At 56.3% G+C, this 17,124-nt stretch carries 14 protein-coding genes; 10 read left to right on the top strand and 4 right to left on the bottom strand.

The genetic code is table 11. The annotated features are described in order from the left end of the window. Positions 1–21: 21 nt before the first annotated feature. Positions 22–879, bottom strand: a complete 858-nt coding sequence (locus K7X24_RS11410) for a MurR/RpiR family transcriptional regulator (protein ID WP_010296832.1) — start codon at positions 877–879, stop codon at positions 22–24. Between the two features lie 326 nt (positions 880–1,205). Here K7X24_RS11410 and K7X24_RS11405 point away from each other — a divergent pair, with 326 nt between their 5' ends. From K7X24_RS11405 to iolB, 10 genes are all read left to right on the top strand, one after another. Next, positions 1,206–2,717, top strand: coding sequence for a CoA-acylating methylmalonate-semialdehyde dehydrogenase (locus tag K7X24_RS11405; RefSeq protein WP_103860297.1), 1,512 nt, complete (start codon positions 1,206–1,208; stop codon positions 2,715–2,717). 186 nt (positions 2,718–2,903) lie between these two features. Beyond that, positions 2,904–4,835 carry a 3D-(3,5/4)-trihydroxycyclohexane-1,2-dione acylhydrolase (decyclizing) gene (iolD, locus tag K7X24_RS11400; RefSeq protein ID WP_224554996.1) on the top strand — a complete coding sequence of 644 codons (1,932 nt, stop codon included), beginning with the start codon at positions 2,904–2,906 and terminating at the stop codon, positions 4,833–4,835. Positions 4,836–5,662: 827 nt separating this feature from the next. Beyond that, entirely contained in the window at positions 5,663–6,649 is a 987-nt protein-coding gene (gene iolG / locus K7X24_RS11395) for an inositol 2-dehydrogenase (protein WP_010308440.1), read from the top strand. An 80-nt stretch (positions 6,650–6,729) separates the two neighbouring features. Next, positions 6,730–7,668, top strand: coding sequence for a substrate-binding domain-containing protein (locus tag K7X24_RS11390; protein ID WP_010308444.1), 939 nt, complete (start codon positions 6,730–6,732; stop codon positions 7,666–7,668). 66 nt (positions 7,669–7,734) lie between these two features. After that, a complete protein-coding gene (locus K7X24_RS11385; RefSeq protein ID WP_039540701.1) occupies positions 7,735–9,282 on the top strand; it encodes a sugar ABC transporter ATP-binding protein in 1,548 nt (515 codons plus the stop codon). A gap of 12 nt (positions 9,283–9,294) precedes the next feature. Then, positions 9,295–10,326 (top strand): ABC transporter permease, encoded by a 1,032-nt coding sequence (locus tag K7X24_RS11380; protein WP_010281439.1) that lies wholly within the window; start codon positions 9,295–9,297, stop codon positions 10,324–10,326. Between the two features lie 40 nt (positions 10,327–10,366). Next, complete coding sequence (locus K7X24_RS11375; RefSeq protein WP_039540703.1) at positions 10,367–11,500, top strand: Gfo/Idh/MocA family protein; 1,134 nt, start codon at positions 10,367–10,369, stop codon at positions 11,498–11,500. A 195-nt stretch (positions 11,501–11,695) separates the two neighbouring features. Continuing rightward, on the top strand, positions 11,696–13,600 hold the full coding sequence (locus tag K7X24_RS11370; protein WP_224554994.1) for a bifunctional 5-dehydro-2-deoxygluconokinase/5-dehydro-2-deoxyphosphogluconate aldolase: 1,905 nt from the start codon (positions 11,696–11,698) through the stop codon (positions 13,598–13,600). 229 nt (positions 13,601–13,829) lie between these two features. Then, positions 13,830–14,720, top strand: coding sequence for a myo-inosose-2 dehydratase (gene iolE, locus K7X24_RS11365; RefSeq protein ID WP_103941545.1), 891 nt, complete (start codon positions 13,830–13,832; stop codon positions 14,718–14,720). A gap of 87 nt (positions 14,721–14,807) precedes the next feature. Continuing rightward, positions 14,808–15,644, top strand: a complete 837-nt coding sequence (gene iolB / locus K7X24_RS11360) for a 5-deoxy-glucuronate isomerase (protein ID WP_224554992.1) — start codon at positions 14,808–14,810, stop codon at positions 15,642–15,644. Between the two features lie 102 nt (positions 15,645–15,746). Here iolB and K7X24_RS11355 read toward each other — a convergent pair whose 3' ends face one another. From K7X24_RS11355 to K7X24_RS11345, 3 genes are all read right to left on the bottom strand, one after another. Then, the gene (locus K7X24_RS11355) at positions 15,747–16,067 is read right to left on the bottom strand and encodes a type II toxin-antitoxin system RelE/ParE family toxin (RefSeq protein WP_010304714.1); all 321 of its coding nucleotides are present in this window, start codon (positions 16,065–16,067) and stop codon (positions 15,747–15,749) included. Continuing rightward, on the bottom strand, positions 16,067–16,345 hold the full coding sequence (locus K7X24_RS11350; protein WP_010304717.1) for a type II toxin-antitoxin system ParD family antitoxin: 279 nt from the start codon (positions 16,343–16,345) through the stop codon (positions 16,067–16,069). Before K7X24_RS11350 ends, K7X24_RS11355 begins: the two co-directional genes overlap by 1 nt. Before the next feature lie 77 nt (positions 16,346–16,422). Continuing rightward, positions 16,423–17,112, bottom strand: a complete 690-nt coding sequence (locus K7X24_RS11345) for an ABC transporter ATP-binding protein (protein WP_224554990.1) — start codon at positions 17,110–17,112, stop codon at positions 16,423–16,425. Positions 17,113–17,124 lie beyond the last annotated feature (12 nt).

Below are 17,124 nucleotides of genomic sequence, written 5' to 3'. Positions count from 1 at the left end.
CTGCTGATTAAATGATTCCGACTAGCCGCGCTGCTGTTTTTCACTCTGATCTGCCCCGTTTCCCTGCCGGTAGGCCAGCGATACCATCAGCGATTGCACCAGACATAGCGTGGCGGACTGTGAACGGAACGCATCAACCTGCGCTTCCTTTACGACAAAGCAAACGTCGCTGAGTGTCGCTAGAGGGCTAATTTGACTGTCGGTAATCACAATTTGCCGCGCGCCGGCTTTCGCGGCCATCTCACTGACCATCACGGTTTCCTGTGAATAGGGCGAGAAGCTGATGGAAACCACCACGTCGCGTGAGTTGACTCGACTGAGTTGTTCACGAAACATGCCTCCCAAGCCGTTGACCAGAATCGGGCTGCTTTCCAGATGGCTGAGCGCATAGGTGAGGTAAGTGGCGACGCTGAACGAGCGCCGTAGCCCGACGATATAGATGGTCTCAGCCTGTGCCAGCAGATCGACGGCTTTTTGCAGATCCTCTGGCGGGGTGCGTGCCGCCAACTGCTGCATCGCCTGCGCGTTTGAGCGGGCAAACTCATGCAGAATATCCAGCGGCGTTTCTGGCACGGCGTCAGCTTCCATCGCCCGAAACAGCCGCGCCCGGTCGGTATAGCTGGCGGTTTCCTCCACCAGATTCATACGGAACAACTGTTTCATTTCGTTGAAGCCGCTGAAATCAAAGGCGTTGGCGAAGCGAATCAACGTTGAGGGGGGAACGTCAGCGCGTTCGGCGATCACCGCGACAGTATCGAACGCGATGCTGTTGGTATTATCCAGCACATAGTGCGCCACCTGCTGTAACCGCTTGCTGAGCGAATCATAACGCTCGCGGATCTGTTCCTGTAACTCTCTCAGGCTGGTTGCCATGGGCATATCGGGTTATCTCCCAAAGACGTATAAGAACCTATCCCATTAGGGCGATTTCATGACTGGCGCCTGAAACGGAACAGAAAATTCATTTCTGGATACGGTTGTTTTATCTGTACGACATTTTGGCGGCACACCTTTTATCGATACGGCTATTTTCAGAGGCTGCTCGCCTGTCTTTATGGACGGCTGTCTTCAAGTTTACATAAAAACTCGCAGCAGATCACAATAATCAACATTTATTTTATTTTTACGTTAAATGGAATATTCATTTCATATACTGTAATCCGATGTCAGCCGTTTGTCTCCTCAAAACCCACAAAGGTGTAAACATGGAAACCGTATCTAACTTCATTCAGGGGGCGATTGCCTCCAGCAACAGCCAACGCTACGCCGCGGTGTATAACCCAGCGACGGGCGAGCAGATTCGCCAGGTTGTGATGTCTGATAAGGCGGAAGTCGAGCAAGCGATTGCCAGCGCGGCGGCGGCATTCCCTGCGTGGTCAAAACACTCTCCGCTCCGCCGTGCGCGCGTGCTGTTTCGCTTCAAAGCGCTGCTGGAAGAACGAATGGATACGCTGGCCCGCCTGATTTCACAGGAGCACGGCAAAGTCTATTCCGATGCCGTGGGGGAGGTGACGCGCGGTCTGGAAGTCGTTGAATTTGCTTGTGGTATTCCACATCTGCAAAAAGGCGAACACTCGGCGAATGTTGGCACCGGTGTGGATAGCCATTCGCTCATGCAGCCGCTCGGCGTGTGCGTCGGGATTACGCCGTTCAACTTCCCAGCGATGGTACCCATGTGGATGTTCCCGATTGCGCTGGCGACCGGCAATACCTTTGTGCTGAAGCCCTCTGAAAAAGATCCGTCGCTCTCGCTGCTGTTAGCGCAACTGCTGAAAGAAGCGGGCCTGCCGGATGGCGTCTTTAACGTCGTTCAGGGTGACAAAGAAGCGGTGGACATCCTGCTGACCGATCCGCGGGTACAGGCGGTGAGCTTTGTGGGGTCGACGCCGGTGGCGGAATACATTTATCAGACGGCGTCGGCACATGGCAAACGCTGTCAGGCGCTGGGCGGGGCGAAAAACCACTGCATCCTGATGCCGGATGCCGACATGGACATGGCTGCCAGCGCGATCATGGGCGCGGCGTTTGGCGCGGCAGGCGAGCGCTGCATGGCGCTGTCGGTGGTGGTGGCCGTTGGTGATGACACGGCGGAAGCATTGCATCAGCGTCTGAGCGCACAGATCAAAGCAATGCGCGTCGGGCCAGGTCTGGTTGACGGGCAGGAAAATGAAATGGGGCCGGTGATCAGTGCACCGCACCGTGCGAAGATTGCCGACTATATTCAAAGTGGCGTCGAGCAGGGCGCGACGCTGCGCATCGATGGTCGCACGCTGTCCGTACAGGGGCATCCGCAAGGCTACTTTATCGGACCGACGCTGTTCGATAATGTCACACCGGAGATGACGATCTATCAAGAAGAGATTTTTGGCCCGGTGCTGTCCGTGGTGCGGGTGCCGGATTACCAGACGGCGGTGACGCTGATTAACAACCATGAATACGGCAATGGCACCGCTATTTTTACCCGCGATGGTGAGACTGCACGCCAGTTCTGCGAAGAGGTGCAGGCAGGCATGGTCGGCGTGAACGTACCGATTCCGGTGCCGATGGCGTTCCACAGCTTCGGCGGCTGGAAGCGCTCCATTTTTGGGCCGCTGAACGTCCATGGCAGCGACGGTGTGCGCTTCTACACCCGTATGAAAACCGTCACCAGCCGCTGGCCTGCCAGTGTCCGTCTGGAACACCACACCAGCAGCTTCGTCATGCCCACGCTGGAGTGAGGATGTGTGTCACGTTAGTAACGATAACAAGAACCAGAAATGTGCTGCATCAAGAATGTGTAGTTTTAGGGGGAACACGGGGATGAGGTTCCCGCAGGGACGCCTCGCCCCGTGGTATACCCGTGTATCTCGATATTGCAGCAGGGATCAGTAATTTAATCCTCCCTTACGTGAAGGAGTAGATCAATGGATACGTGTCGCATCACCATGGCGCAGGCGCTGGTCAGGTTTCTCAACCAGCAATACCTCAGCGTAGACGGTGAAGAATCCCCCTTTGTGCAGGGCGTCATGACCATTTTCGGTCACGGTAATGTGCTGGGCATCGGCCAGGCGCTGGAGCAGGAGGCGAATCGTCTCACCGTGCATCAGGGGTGCAACGAACAGGGAATGGCGCAGATCGCCGTCGGATTTGCCAAACAGCACAAGCGGCGGAAAATCTATGCGGTAACCTCATCCGTAGGGCCGGGGGCGGCGAATATGGTGACTGCGGCGGCGACCGCCACCGCCAACCGAATTCCGGTGCTGCTGCTGCCCGGCGATCTCTTCGCCTGCCGCCAGCCGGATCCGGTGTTGCAGCAGGTCGAGCAGTATCACGATCTGTCGATTAGCACCAATGACTGCTTCAAACCCGTTTCCCGCTATTGGGATCGCATTAATCGCCCTGAACAACTGATGAGTGCGCTGATTAATGCGATGCGCGTGCTGACCGATCCGGCTGATACCGGTGCGGTAACGCTGTGCTTGCCGCAGGATGTGCAGGCGGAAGTCTGGGATTATCCGGCATCGTTTTTCCGCAAGCGCGTCCATCACCTCGAACGACGCCCGCCGGATGCGGCACGACTGGAGGAGGCGGCAGCGCTGATTGCGAAAAAGCGTCGTCCGATGCTGATTTGTGGCGGTGGTGTCCGTTATTCCGGCGCACATGAGGCGCTGGCGCAGTTTGCCGAGCAATTTGCCATTCCGTTTGGCGAAACGCAGGCAGGTAAAGGTGCGATTGTGTCATCACATCCGCTGAACTGCGGCGGTATTGGCGTGACGGGCGGGCTGGCGGCGAATCGGCTGGCGCATGAGGCGGATCTAATTATCGGCGTCGGGACGCGTTTAACCGATTTCACCACCGGTTCCAAGTCGCTGTTTCAGACCCCGAACGTCGAATTTTTACTGCTCAACGTTGCCGAGTTCGATGCGTTAAAACTGGATGCGCTACCCCTGATCGCCGATGCGCGTGTCGGGCTGGAAGCGCTGTCTGAACGGCTGGCGACGGCATCGTATCGTAGCGGCTGGCAGCAGGCCGTCGCTCAGGTTCGTGCGGAATGGAAACGTGAGCTACAGCGGCTGTTTACCGTGCAGGATAACGGTGAACGGGTGCCAGAAGTGGTGGATGGTCTGGAAGACAAGCTGGATGAATACCGCCAGATGCTGAATACCCATCTGACGCAAACGCGCGTGCTGGGCATACTGAATGAGGAACTGGAAGACAACGCGATTGTGGTGGGGGCGGCGGGTTCGTTACCGGGCGATCTACAGCGCGTGTGGCAGGTGAAAACGCCGGACAGCTATCATCTGGAGTATGGCTATTCCTGTATGGGATACGAGATTGCGGCGGCGATTGGTGCACGCCTTGCGGCACCGCAACAGCCGGTCTACGCGATGGTCGGCGACGGTTCCTATTTAATGCTGCATACCGAACTGCAAACGGCGGTACAGGAGGGCATCAAAATCACCGTGCTGCTATTCGATAACGCGGGCTTTGGTTGTATCAACAACCTGCAAATGAGCCAGGGAATGGGAAGCTTCTGTACGGAAAATCGCTACCGCGATGCGGAGTCGGGACAACTGCGAGGCGCACTCATTCCGGTGGATTTCGCCAAGAATGCGGAAAGCTACGGCTGCAAAGCGTGGCGAGTACATGATGAAGCCTCACTCAGGCAGGCGCTGACGGAATCACGTAAACATCCGGGACCCGTGCTGCTCGATATCAAAGTACTGCCGAAGACCATGACGCACGGCTACGAATCCTGGTGGCGCACTGGCACGGCACAGGTTGCCGACAACCCGGAGATCGAGGCTGCTGCCAATAGCGTGAAAGCCGCGCTCTCCCGCGCACGGCAATATTAGGTGATCTCCCCTTAGTGGCTATTTCTGAGTCACAAATAATGTCGGGACGTAAGTGGGATTTGGGCGTTACTCGGCGTAAAAATTATGCAGCGGTGGGCGTGAGCATCGAGTGAGCGGCATGGATGCCGCGAAAGCCAGTGCCGCGTAGGACAAAAACGTCAGAGACGTTTTTGAACAGCACTTGTGCTGGCCCGAAGGGCGAGTCCCATTTATGGGGCGAGTAAACGCGTCACTGGCGGCTCGAATCGTGCTCATGAACACCGATGGCATCGCGAAGCGACATAATTTAGCCGGAAGCCTGGGTTCGCAGGGCGGCGGCGACTGAGCGCCCTGCGTCGGGTGCGTGCTACGAGGTAGCATGGAATGGCAGTATTGTAGCGCACGAAACCTTCTCCTCGTTCGCATACAATTTGACGAAGGGACAGCCTGTGCAGATGACGTTTGCGATCTTTAGTGCTGCCTAATCCTCCCTCTAGACTCCCGAATTAAACTGAAATATTCATTTCATTTTCAAACCACGGTTTCATTTTCTCTCCTATTGCGTTCCTGTGCTGCTTCGATCCGCTGACAGCCTTGTATACCTCCACAGACGTACTCATACGATGTGTGATTGGGGTTGCAGAAAACAGCGAAGATGTCATGAAAATGTTAACTGGCACGCAAAAACATAATTTTCAATTTATACAAAACTGAAATAAATGTTTTATTTTATCTATCAGGATTCGCGGTAAAGAGCGGGTGATGGGGCTGGGGAGAATGCGACTAGCCGTTATCCGTCACTTTTTCAGTCTGGCATTACACGCCACTCAGGCAGCAAGGGAGCATCTATGTTTAACATCGCTTTACTGGGCGCGGGCCGCATCGGTCAGGTCCATGCAGTGAACATCGCGGCACACAAAGAAACCAACCTGTACGCGGTGGTCGATCCCAACCCGGCAAATGCCACGGCGCTGGCAGAACGTTATCATACCAAAGTAAAAACGGTTGACGAGGTCATGAACGATCCGGCGGTGCACGCCGTCCTGATTGCCTCCGCGACCGACACGCACGCCGACCTGATTGAGCTGGCTGCCAAACACGGCAAAGCCATTTTCTGTGAAAAACCGGTGCATCTGGATATTGCCCGTGTCCGTGATTGCCTGACCGTCGTCAAACAGCAGAACGTACCATTGTTTGTCGGCTTCAATCGCCGCTACGACCCGCAATTCCGCCGCGTCAAAACGCTGGCGGGTGAAGGTCGTATCGGCAAGCCGGAATCTCTCCTGATTATCTCCCGCGATCCGTCGCCGCCGCCTGCTGAGTATGTCCGCGTTTCCGGCGGTATGTTCCGCGACATGACGATCCATGATTTCGATATGGCACGTTTCATTATGGGCGAAGAGCCGGTGTCGGTCTTTGCGCAAGGCAGCAATCTGGTCGATCCAGCAATCGGTGAAGCGGGCGACATCGATACCGCGTTTATCGTGCTGAAATTTGCTTCTGGCGCGATGGCGACCATCGTCAACAGCCGCCGCTCTGGCTACGGCTACGATCAGCGTCTCGAATTGCATGGCGCGAAAGGCGTGCTCAGCGCGGGCAACATCCGCGAAAACGTGGTCGAGCAGTGGACCGACGACGGTTGTCTGGCGGCGAAACCCGAATACTTCTTCCTGCAACGCTATCACGCCGCCTACGCGGCAGAGTGGCAGCACTTTGTCGATGTGCTGAATGGCCGCACGCAGCCGGAATGCTCCGGGCTGGACGGTGAGCGTGCACTAAATCTGGCGGATAAAGCCTTTGAATCATTAGCTCAAGGCAAGGAGGTTGCCGTGTAACCGTATCGGCATCGGCACATCGCGTTTTACCTGCTTTCAACCCTACACCCATACCTATTACAGAAGCAGAGAAAAGACATATGAAAAAGATCATTAGCGTTTCCGCAATCGCCATCGCACTGGGTCTGTCTGGTTTTGCTCAGGCTCAAAATGAACAAATCGTTTTCAGTACGCCGAATCTCGCTATGCCGTTTGAAGTACACATGCAGCGCACCGCCGTTAAAGCCGCCAAAGAACTGGGCGTGAATTTGCAGGTGCTGGATGGGCAGGGTAGCTCACCGAAGCAGGCCGCCGACTTGGAAAATGCCATTACGCGTGGGGCACAGGGCTTCGTGGTGTCACCGAATGACGTCAACGCGGTGTCCAGCGCGGTTACCGATATTCAGGATGCCAAGCTACCGGTGGTGACGCTGGATCGTTCGGTAAAAACAGAAAAAGCGGTGCCGCACTTTGGTGCCAATAACTATAAAGGCGGTCAGGCGATTGCCGACTATGTCAAAACCAAATTCCCAGATGGCGCAGAGATCATTCTGCTGACCGGTCAACCGGGTTCGTCTTCTAACATCGAGCGGACGCAGGGGATTCGCGACAGCCTGAAAGCAGGCGGGAGCAAATACCACATCGTCGCAGACCAGACGGGGAACTGGATGCGTTCCGAAGGGATGCGCATCGTTGAAAGTGTGTTTCCTTCGCTGCCTAAACGCCCGCAGGTGATCCTCTCAGCAAACGACGACATGGCGCTGGGCGCGATTGAAGCGTTACAAGGGCAAGGTCTGAAACCCGGAGACGTGATGGTGACTGGCTTTGACGCCGTGCCGGAAGCGCTGGCTCGCGTACGCGACGGCTGGTTGGCGGTAACTGCCGATCAACGTCCGGGTTACGCGGTGACCACTGCGTTGACTCAGTTGACCAATAACATCCGCAGTAAAGCGCCTATCACTGGGGCTGACTACCAACCGACCATGATTACCAAAGATAACCTGAACGATGCCGAGCGTATTGGCGAAGCGGGTAAATAAATCGCTCTCTACATAACAGGTATTCAGCAGGCCGCGTCCGCGCGGCCTTGCCGGAGGAAGGTAAACATGACGGAACCCCTACTGAACATTACCAATTTGGCAAAGAGTTTCTCCGGCGTTTGGGCGCTGAGCAACGCGCAGTTGACCGTACAGCCGGGAGAGATTCATGCGCTATTGGGAGAAAACGGCGCGGGCAAATCGACGCTGTTGAAGGCGCTGGCAGGGGCGCAGCCGCAGACCAGCGGCGATATCTGGTTTGGTGGCGAGACGCTATTACCGCTCGAATCACCCGTTGAGCGCCAAAAGCGGGGGATTATCACCATTTATCAGGAATTTAATCTGCTGCCAAATATGAGCGTGGCGGAGAACATGTTCCTGGGACGTGAGCCGCAGCGTAGCAGCGTATTCGTGGACGCGCTGGCGGTGAATCGCGAGGCGAAAGCGGTACTGGATTATCTGAAATTGAACATTGCGCCGACGACGCAGGTCGCGCGTTTGAGCGTGGCGCAGCAGCAGATGGTGGAAATCGCCAGAGCGCTAACGCTGAACGCCAAGCTGATTGTGATGGACGAACCGTCGGCGGCGCTGAGCGACAGCGAAGTCGACAGCCTGCACCGCGTGGTGCGCGAGCTGAAAGGGCGCGGTGTGAGCGTGGTGTATGTCACACATCGGCTGCACGAAGTCTTCCAACTGTGCGATCGGTTTACCGTCTTTCAGGACGGCCGCTATACCGGTTCCGGGGATGTCGCCAGCACGAATGTGCAGGAGATTATTCGCCTGATGGTCGGCCGTGACGTGGTGTTTAACCGCCGTCCGCCTGCGGAAACGCATCATCAGGATAAGCCGGTACGACTGGCGGTCAAGGGCTTAAGCCGGGAAAAACCGCCGCTGGATGCGCACGGCATTGCGCTAAAGGACATCAGCTTTCAGGTGCATGCGGGCGAAGTGCTCGGTATTGCCGGGCTGGTGGGCGCAGGACGTACGGAAATCGCGCGCTGCCTGTTTGGTGCCGACGCGTTCTCTACCGGTGAATTTGTGCTGGATGACGAACCCTATTATCCCTCCACGCCGCTGCATGCGTTGTCGCAAGGCATCGCGCTGGTGCCGGAAGATCGCAAGAAAGAGGGCGCGGTGCTGGGGTTGTCAATCAGGGAAAATATCTCGCTATCTAACCTCTCGTCGCTGATGCGCTGGCGCTGGTTTGTCGACATCCGTAAGGAGGACGACCTGATTGAGGCCTACCGTCAGGCGCTGCACATCAAGATGGTGAACAGCGAGCAGGAAGTGCGCAAGCTGTCGGGCGGTAACCAGCAAAAAGTGATTCTTGCCCGCTGTATGGCTCTGAATCCCAAGGTATTGATTGTGGATGAGCCCACGCGCGGCATCGATGTTGGCACCAAGTCCGAGGTGCATCAGGTGCTGTTCGATATGGCGAAACGGGGCGTCGCCGTGATTGTGATTTCCTCCGACCTGCCGGAGATCATGGCGATTTCCGACCGCATTATCACGCTCAGCGAAGGGCGGATCAGCGGGGAAATTCATGGCGATGACGCCACAGAAGAAAAACTGATGACGATGATGGCCATTTGCCACGACGCATTACACGCAGCATAACGGAGGTGACGCATGTCCCAGCAGCCGCTTTCTAAGAGCATTACGCCGTCCAATCCGCGTGGACGTTTTGATCCGATTGCCTTTTTTGAACGCTTTGGCGTGTTTATTTTCATGATTCTGCTGCTGATCTTCTTTCAGTCGCAGAACAGCAATTTCCTGTCTGAACGCAACATCACCAACATCCTGACCGAAGTCTCCATCTACGGGATCATGGCCGTAGGGATGACGTTCGTCATTTTGACAGCCGGGATCGACCTGTCCGTCGGTTCGATTCTGGCGGTGTGCGCCATCACCGCTGCCTCGGTGATTAAAGGCGACAACTTCACCACCGTCGATCCGGATGCCTGGTACGGCTTGAGCTGGCTGGTTGCACTGGGCGTCTGTCTGGCGATGGGCACCTTCATTGGTTTCCTGCATGGGTTGGGTGTCACCAAACTGCGTCTGCCGCCGTTTATCGTCACGCTGGGCGGGATGACGATCTGGCGCGGGTTAACGCTGGTGATGAATGACGGTGCGCCAATTGCCGGTTTCGACCCAGGCTATCGCTGGTGGGGACGAGGCGAGATCCTGGGTATTTCGGTGCCGATCTGGATCTTCGCGCTGGTCGCCTTGCTGGGTTATTTAGCGCTGCATAAAACCCGCTGGGGTCGCTTTGTGTACGCCATCGGCGGCAACACCGAAGCCGCACGGCTGGCCGGGGTGAATGTGCAACGCGTACTGGTCAGCGTCTACGTCGTGATTGGCTGTCTGGCTGGGCTAGCGGGCTTTATTCTCAGCGCCCGTCTCGGCAGCGCCGAAGCGGTCGCGGGGATCACCTTCGAGCTGCGCGTTATCGCCTCGGTGGTCATTGGCGGTACATCGCTGATGGGCGGCTACGGCCGGATTAGCGGCACGATTATCGGCTCGATCATCATGGGGATCCTGATTAACGGACTGGTGTTGATGAACGTATCGGCTTACTACCAGCAGATTATCACCGGGTTAATTATCGTGCTGGCCGTGGCGTTCGATACCTACGCCAAGAGCCGTCGCGGCGCTATCTGAGCCGCACCCGTACCGACTCTTTTTTCGCACCGAGGTGGATATGAAGGATGTACGCATTGGGTTAATCGGCACCGGCTATATCGGTCGTGCGCATGCCATCGCCTACGCGCAGGCGCCGACGGTCTTCCCGCTGAAAGGCAATCTGGTGAAGGCGATGCTGGCAGAAGTGTCGCCGGAACTGGCGGCCAAACGGGCACAGGAGTTTGGCTTCCAGCGCTCAACGGGGGACTGGCGTGCGCTGGTGGCGGACCCAGACATTGACGTAGTGGATATCTGCGCGCCGAATTTTCTGCATAAAACGATGGCGATGGCGGCTATCCAGCACGGCAAGCACGTTTACTCGGAAAAACCGCTGGCGCTGAACGCGCGTGATGCCCGAGAAATGGTCGATGCCGCGCAGCAGGCCGGCGTGAAAACGCTGGTGGGGTTCAACTACATGAAGAACCCGACCTCACAGCTGGCCAAAGAGATTATCGCCAGCGGCGAGATTGGCGAAGTGGTGCATTTTTACGGCACGCATAACGAAGATTATCTGGCCGATCCGAATAAACCCGCCGATTGGCACTGTTTTAAAGAAACGGCAGGGCTGGGGGCGCTGGGGGATCTGGCGGCGCATATCGTCAACATGGCGCAGTATCTGGTGGGCGATATCGCCAGCGTCTGCGGCGATTTGCAAACGGTGATTACGCAGCGTCCAACGGCACCGGGCAGCAGCGAGCAGGTGCAGGTGGAGAATGAAGATCAGGCGCATGCGATGGTGCGGTTTGTCAGTGGCGCACGCGGCGTGATTGAAACCTCACGCATTGCCTGCGGCCGCAAAATGGGCCTGACCTACGTGGTCACTGGCACCAAAGGCACGCTGAGTTTCACGCAGGAACGTATGGCAGAGCTGAAACTCTATCGGCATGACGATCCAGAGAACCGGCAGGGATTCAAAACGCTGCTGACCGGGCCGCAGCATCCTGACTATGCGGCCTTCTGCGCCAGCGCCGGACACGGTATTGGCTTTAACGATCAGAAAACGGTAGAGGTGCGCGATCTGATCGACGGTATTGCGGCTGACGTCCCCATGTGGCCGGATTTCGAAGAGGGCTGGAAAGTCTCGCGAGTTCTGGATGCGATCGTGCAGTCACACGAAACGGCGCGTTGGGTGAATGTGGACGAGGTGGGCTAATCAGCCAGCTGACGTGATTTCTTCTTTTTATACCCGTCATACTTCAAGTTGCATGTGCGTTGGCCGCGTTCAGTCACCCGAATCACTTACTCAAGTAAGCTCATCGGGATTCCTTCGCTTGCCGCCTGCCTGAAACTCGAATTATTTAGGGTATATAAGGCTTTTTTACGCGACTTTTTTACAGGATTGGCCGCTATGAGTAAGGAAAAGACGTTTGATGTGATTTGCATGGGGCGCGTTGCTGTCGATCTGTACGGGCAGCAAATCGGCGCGCGTCTGGAAGATATGGGCAGTTTTGCCAAGTATCTGGGTGGGTCGTCCGGCAACGTGGCTTACGGCACGGCACGACAGGGGCTGCGTTCTTCTATGTTGGCGCGGGTGGGCGACGAACATATGGGGCGCTTCCTGCGTGAAGAGCTGAATCAGGTCGGTTGCGATACCAGCCATTTGATTACCGATAAGGAACGTCTGACGGCGCTGGTGCTATTGGGCATCAAAGATCGTGATACCTTTCCACTGATTTTCTACCGCGACAACTGCGCTGATATGGCGATCTCGTCGGAGGATTTCACCGAGGATTACATCGCGTCGTCACGCTGTCTGGCGATTACCGGCACGCATCTTTCCCACCCTAACACGCGTGAAGCGGTGCTGACGGCGCTGCAATACGCGCGGCGCAACGGGGTGAAAACGGCGCTGGATATCGACTACCGTCCGGTGCTGTGGGGGCTGACGTCGCTGGGCGATGGCGAAACGCGTTTTGTTGAAGCGCAGGTGGTCACGGAGCAGTTGCAGCAGGTGCTGTCGCTGTTCGATGTGATTGTCGGCACCGAGGAAGAGTTCCATATTGCGGGCGGCAGCACGGATACCTTGCAGGCGCTGCGCACGGTGCGGCAGCACACGCAGGCGGAACTGGTGTGCAAACGCGGGGCGCTGGGCTGCTCGGTGTTTAGCGATTCGATTCCCGACCATCTGGATAAAGGCATCACGATCAAAGGCGTGCGCGTGGATGTGCTGAACGTGCTGGGGGCGGGCGATGCGTTTATGTCCGGCCTGCTGCGTGGCTATCTCAACGGTGAAGGCTGGGAGAAAGCCTGTGCGTACGCCAATGCCTGCGGCGCGCTGGTGGTGTCACGCCACGGCTGTGCGCCAGCGATGCCAAGCAAGATCGAACTGGATAACTATTTAGCACGGGCGGCTAGCGTGCCGCGTCCCGATCTGGACGAAGAGCTTAACCATCTGCATCGCGTTACGACACGGCGTAAACAGTGGCATGAACTGTGCGTGATCGCGTTCGATCACCGTAGCCAACTGGAAGACATGGCGCTGAACTGCGGTACGGAAATCAGCCGTATTCCGGCACTGAAAAAGCTGATTCTGCGTGCCAGCTATGACGCGGCACAACAGGCGGGGCTGGAAGGTAAAGCCGGTCTGCTGTGTGACGGCACGTTCGGGCAGGATGCGCTGAACGACATCACCGGAAAAGGCTGGTGGATTGGCCGACCGATTGAGCTACCGGGATCGCGCCCGTTAATGATGGAGCGCGGCAATATTGGCTCACAGCTGGTGAGCTGGCCGCTAGAGCACGTGGTGAAATGCCTGGTGTTCTTCCACCCAGAAGATGCCCACGCGCTGCGGCGCGAGCAGGAAATGAAGGTGATAGAGGTCTATCAGGCCTGTCGTCAATCCGGCCATGAACTGCTGCTCGAAGTCATTCTGCCCGCGGGGATGCCGCACAGCGATGCGCTTTATCTACGTGCGATTCAACGCTTCTACAACCTCGGCGTGCGGCCAGACTGGTGGAAACTGCCGCCACTGTCTGCCGCAGGCTGGGAACAACTCACGCCGCTGCTGGCACAGCGCGATCCCTACTGTCGGGGCGTGGTCATTCTGGGGCTGGATGCGCCGCTGGAAACATTGCAGCAGGGATTCAGCGCCGCCGTAGGCTTCCCTATTGTGAAAGGCTTTGCCGTCGGCCGCACCCTGTTTGCCCAGCCTGCGCAAAAGTGGCTGCGTAACGAGATCGATGACGCCGAATTGATTGAGCAAGTTAAACATAACTACCTGCAACTGATCGCCGTTTGGCGTCAGCGCGGTTAACCCGTTTTTGTGCTCTAAATAATTCGAGTTTCAGGACAAAAACGGCAAGGCGTTTTTGAACAGCGCTTGCGCTGACCCCGAAGGGGTGAGGCCATCAGGCCGAATAATGCGGCAAGAGAAGGAGTCCCGATGAGCTTACTCAGGTAAGTGATTCGGGTGACTGAACGTAGCCAACGCACATGCAACTTGAAGTATGACGAGCATATCTATTTGAATAAAGGGACATAACATGACCGTTCAACTTGGTATTAATCCACTCACCTGGACTAATGACGATCTGCCTTCTCTGGGCGCGGACACGCCGCTGGAAACCTGCCTGAGCGAAGGGCGGCAGGCCGGTTTTGCCGGTTTTGAATTAGGTAATAAATTCCCGCGTCAGGCCAGCGTGCTGGGGCCGATCCTGCAAGCGCACGATCTGCGCTTAGTCTCCGGCTGGTATTCCGGCGAACTGCTCACTCGTTCAGTAGAAGAAGAGATTGAGGCGGTGCAGGGACATCTGGCGCTGTTGCGCGATCTCGGTGCGACGGTGCTGGTGTTTGCCGAAGTCACGGGCGCGATTCACGGCGACCAACAGAAACCCGTTCATCTGCGCCCGCGTTTCCCCGAAGAGCGCTGGCCGGAATACGGCAAAAAGCTGACCGAGTTTGCGCGCTACACGCAAAGTCAGGGCGTGCAGATTGCCTATCATCACCATATGGGCACGGTGATTGAAAGTGCGCAGGACGTGGATAATCTGATGGAACATACCGGGCCGGAAGTCGGGCTGTTGCTGGATACCGGACACTTTACGTTCGCAGGTGCCGATCCGGTGGCGGTGGCGAAGCGCTGGATTAACCGCATCAATCACGTTCACTGCAAAGATATTCGCCCTGATGTGCTGAAAGACGTGAAAAACCGCAAGACCAGTTTTCTGGATGCGGTGCTGAGCGGCGTCTTTACCGTGCCGGGCGACGGCTGTGTCGATTATCCAGCGGTGTTCAGCATCCTGAAAGCCCATAACTACAGCGGATGGCTGGTGGTCGAAGCGGAACAGGATCCGGCTGTTGCGCATCCGCTGACGTACGCGACGCTAGGCTACAATAACTTGCAACGTTTCGCCCAGCAGGCGGAATTGATCTGATTCGTGGTGATATCCCCCGCATCTTCAAGCTGCCAGTAGATCAACGTGCAGGCAGTTTGAAATCGGGGGAGATAAAGGAGGCAAAAGATGTCCCGACTATTATCACGCCATCGCGTTCCTGACGAACACGGACGTACGCAGCACATCACACCGGAAACGGCGGGTTGGCGCTACGTGGGGTTCGAGGTATATCAATTGGCACCGGAACAAGTGCTATCACTGCCCGCCAGCGATAACGAACGCTGTCTGGTGCTGGTCAGCGGCAAGGCAACGGTTGTCACGCCGAGTGAACGCTTTGAGCAGATTGGCGACAGAATGAGCCCGTTTGAGCGCAGAAAACCCTATGCGGTTTATGTCACGACGGGAGAGACGATTACGGTGACGGCACACACGGCGCTGGAGTTGGCGGTTTGCGCCGCACCGGGATTCGGCACGCATCCGACCCGGCTGATCGCGCCGCAGGATATTGACGCCGAGCAGCGTGGCGTCGGCAACAACCAGCGCTATGTGCATAATATTTTGCCGGAGGAGAAAGCGGCAGACAGCCTGCTGGTGGTCGAAGTGTACACCGATGAAGGCTGCACCAGCTCTTATCCCAGCCACAAGCACGATGTAGATAATCCGCCGCAGGAAACCTATCTGGAAGAAACCTACTACCATCGTTTGAATCCAGAACAGGGATTCTGCCTGCAACGTGTCTATACCGATGACCGTTCATTAGATGAATGTATGGCGGTCTACGATAAGGACGTGGTGCAGGTGCCGCGTGGCTATCACCCGGTTGCCACCATTGCAGGCTATGACAGCTACTATCTGAATGTGATGGCTGGCCCGACGCGCCAGTGGCGCTTCACTTGGGAAGCGGATCACCAGTGGATCAATAGTCCCGAGTATGCGGATAAGCATAGGCAGGGCAAGGTGTAGCGATACTGGCAAACGAACATAAGAATGGGCAGTGGCTTATGGGGAACCTGTAGGTTACTGCCATAATGTACTTGGGAAAGTTAGCTAGCTAACCCAATATTTTTAATCAGTTTCATCTGACAGCAGGTCGCTTTCATAATCCTGTCCTCCATGCCAAATGCCCAGAACTGTTACCGTTTTTTTCTCTTTTTCCACCATAAAAGCAATGAGTGTTCGTTTGCTGTGATTAGTGACGCGCAGTCCAGGAAAAATATCGTTGCGCTGGTTTCCCCTTTCAGGAAATAACTCAAGCGATTCACAGTAACTGACAATGCTTTCGGTGTAGCTGAGAGCAGTTTTGGGTGACGAAACCCTCGCGATGTAGCGGTACAGTGCTGCGAGTTGTTCCTCCGCTTCCGGTGCGAATACGACCCTGTAATCCATTACTCTTCTCCGGTCATCTTCCTGAACTCGGCTTTTAATCTGTTCCTAATGTCGCTACTGCTGAGGCTTTCTGTTTCACCGCGTTGCAGCGCGTTCCAGGCGGGAACGACTTGTTCCTGCAGCCAATTCTCTACTGCATTATCGCGTGCAATCAGCGCTCGAAGTCCTTCCCGAATAACCTCACTTTCTGACGCGTATTCACCGCGGGCAACTCGGGCTTTCACCTGCGCAGCCATTTCATTTGGCAGCGTTATACTCATCTGCTGTGTTGTTCTCATTGTCTACCCCTTTAACATACCGATAGGATTTAATCATACTCATTATTTCCCATCTTGTCAGGGATGAACCACCTGAATCAGACGTCTCGGGTCACCGAAATATTATCGAGCTTGCCTGCTTTCAAATAACCAATATGGCTGGCCATTAGCTCGGCTTCCTGTTCGCTGTGTGTGACCAGAAGCGCGGTTTGTCCGGCATCGCGTAGGATGTCGCGTACTTCCTGTCCCAGCCGTTTTCGGCTGTCGGGGTCGAGGCTGGATAGCGGTTCGTCTAGCAGCAGGACGGCGGGCTGCGGGGCTAGCGCCCGCGCGAGTGCAATACGCTGCTGCTGTCCGCCGGACATTTCATGCGGATAGCGCTGTGCCAGCGAGACGAGATCGACCAGCTCAAGCATGGCGCGCACGCGCGACTGCTGGAGATCCTTCGACTGTTTTCTCAGGCCAAAGGCAATATTCTGCGCGGCGGTCAGATGGGGAAACAGGGCATAGTCCTGAAATACCATCCCGACGTTGCGCTGTTCCGGCGGCAGATGCACTTCCGGGCCCGCCACGCAGCGCCCGCCGACGTGAATCGTTCCCTGAGTCAGGTGCTCAAAACCCGCAATTGCGCGTAAAGCCGTGGTTTTACCGCATCCTGATGCACCCAACAGGCAGGCCAGTTCACCGGCGGCAACTTCCATGGAAAAACCGTTCAGCACGTGATGAACATTATGCTTGTGCCCGTAGGCGACGTGGACATTATTCAGAACGAGTGTAGCCTCAGACACCTTGACTCTTCC

This window comes from Pectobacterium versatile (assembly GCF_020166435.1).
GTDB lineage: Bacteria > Pseudomonadota > Gammaproteobacteria > Enterobacterales > Enterobacteriaceae > Pectobacterium > Pectobacterium versatile.
The sequence above is the reverse complement of the archived record's forward strand: the minus strand, read 5'-3'. Positions and strand labels throughout refer to the sequence as shown.

Coding starts and splice junctions, on each gene's coding strand:
- K7X24_RS11410 (WP_010296832.1), bottom strand. CDS start 879: ATGCCCATGGCAACCAGCCTGAGAGAGTTACAGGAACAGATCCGCGAG.
- K7X24_RS11405 (WP_103860297.1), top strand. CDS start 1,206: ATGGAAACCGTATCTAACTTCATTCAGGGGGCGATTGCCTCCAGCAAC.
- iolD (WP_224554996.1), top strand. CDS start 2,904: ATGGATACGTGTCGCATCACCATGGCGCAGGCGCTGGTCAGGTTTCTC.
- iolG (WP_010308440.1), top strand. CDS start 5,663: ATGTTTAACATCGCTTTACTGGGCGCGGGCCGCATCGGTCAGGTCCAT.
- K7X24_RS11390 (WP_010308444.1), top strand. CDS start 6,730: ATGAAAAAGATCATTAGCGTTTCCGCAATCGCCATCGCACTGGGTCTG.
- K7X24_RS11385 (WP_039540701.1), top strand. CDS start 7,735: ATGACGGAACCCCTACTGAACATTACCAATTTGGCAAAGAGTTTCTCC.
- K7X24_RS11380 (WP_010281439.1), top strand. CDS start 9,295: ATGTCCCAGCAGCCGCTTTCTAAGAGCATTACGCCGTCCAATCCGCGT.
- K7X24_RS11375 (WP_039540703.1), top strand. CDS start 10,367: ATGAAGGATGTACGCATTGGGTTAATCGGCACCGGCTATATCGGTCGT.
- K7X24_RS11370 (WP_224554994.1), top strand. CDS start 11,696: ATGAGTAAGGAAAAGACGTTTGATGTGATTTGCATGGGGCGCGTTGCT.
- iolE (WP_103941545.1), top strand. CDS start 13,830: ATGACCGTTCAACTTGGTATTAATCCACTCACCTGGACTAATGACGAT.
- iolB (WP_224554992.1), top strand. CDS start 14,808: ATGTCCCGACTATTATCACGCCATCGCGTTCCTGACGAACACGGACGT.
- K7X24_RS11355 (WP_010304714.1), bottom strand. CDS start 16,067: ATGGATTACAGGGTCGTATTCGCACCGGAAGCGGAGGAACAACTCGCA.
- K7X24_RS11350 (WP_010304717.1), bottom strand. CDS start 16,345: ATGAGAACAACACAGCAGATGAGTATAACGCTGCCAAATGAAATGGCT.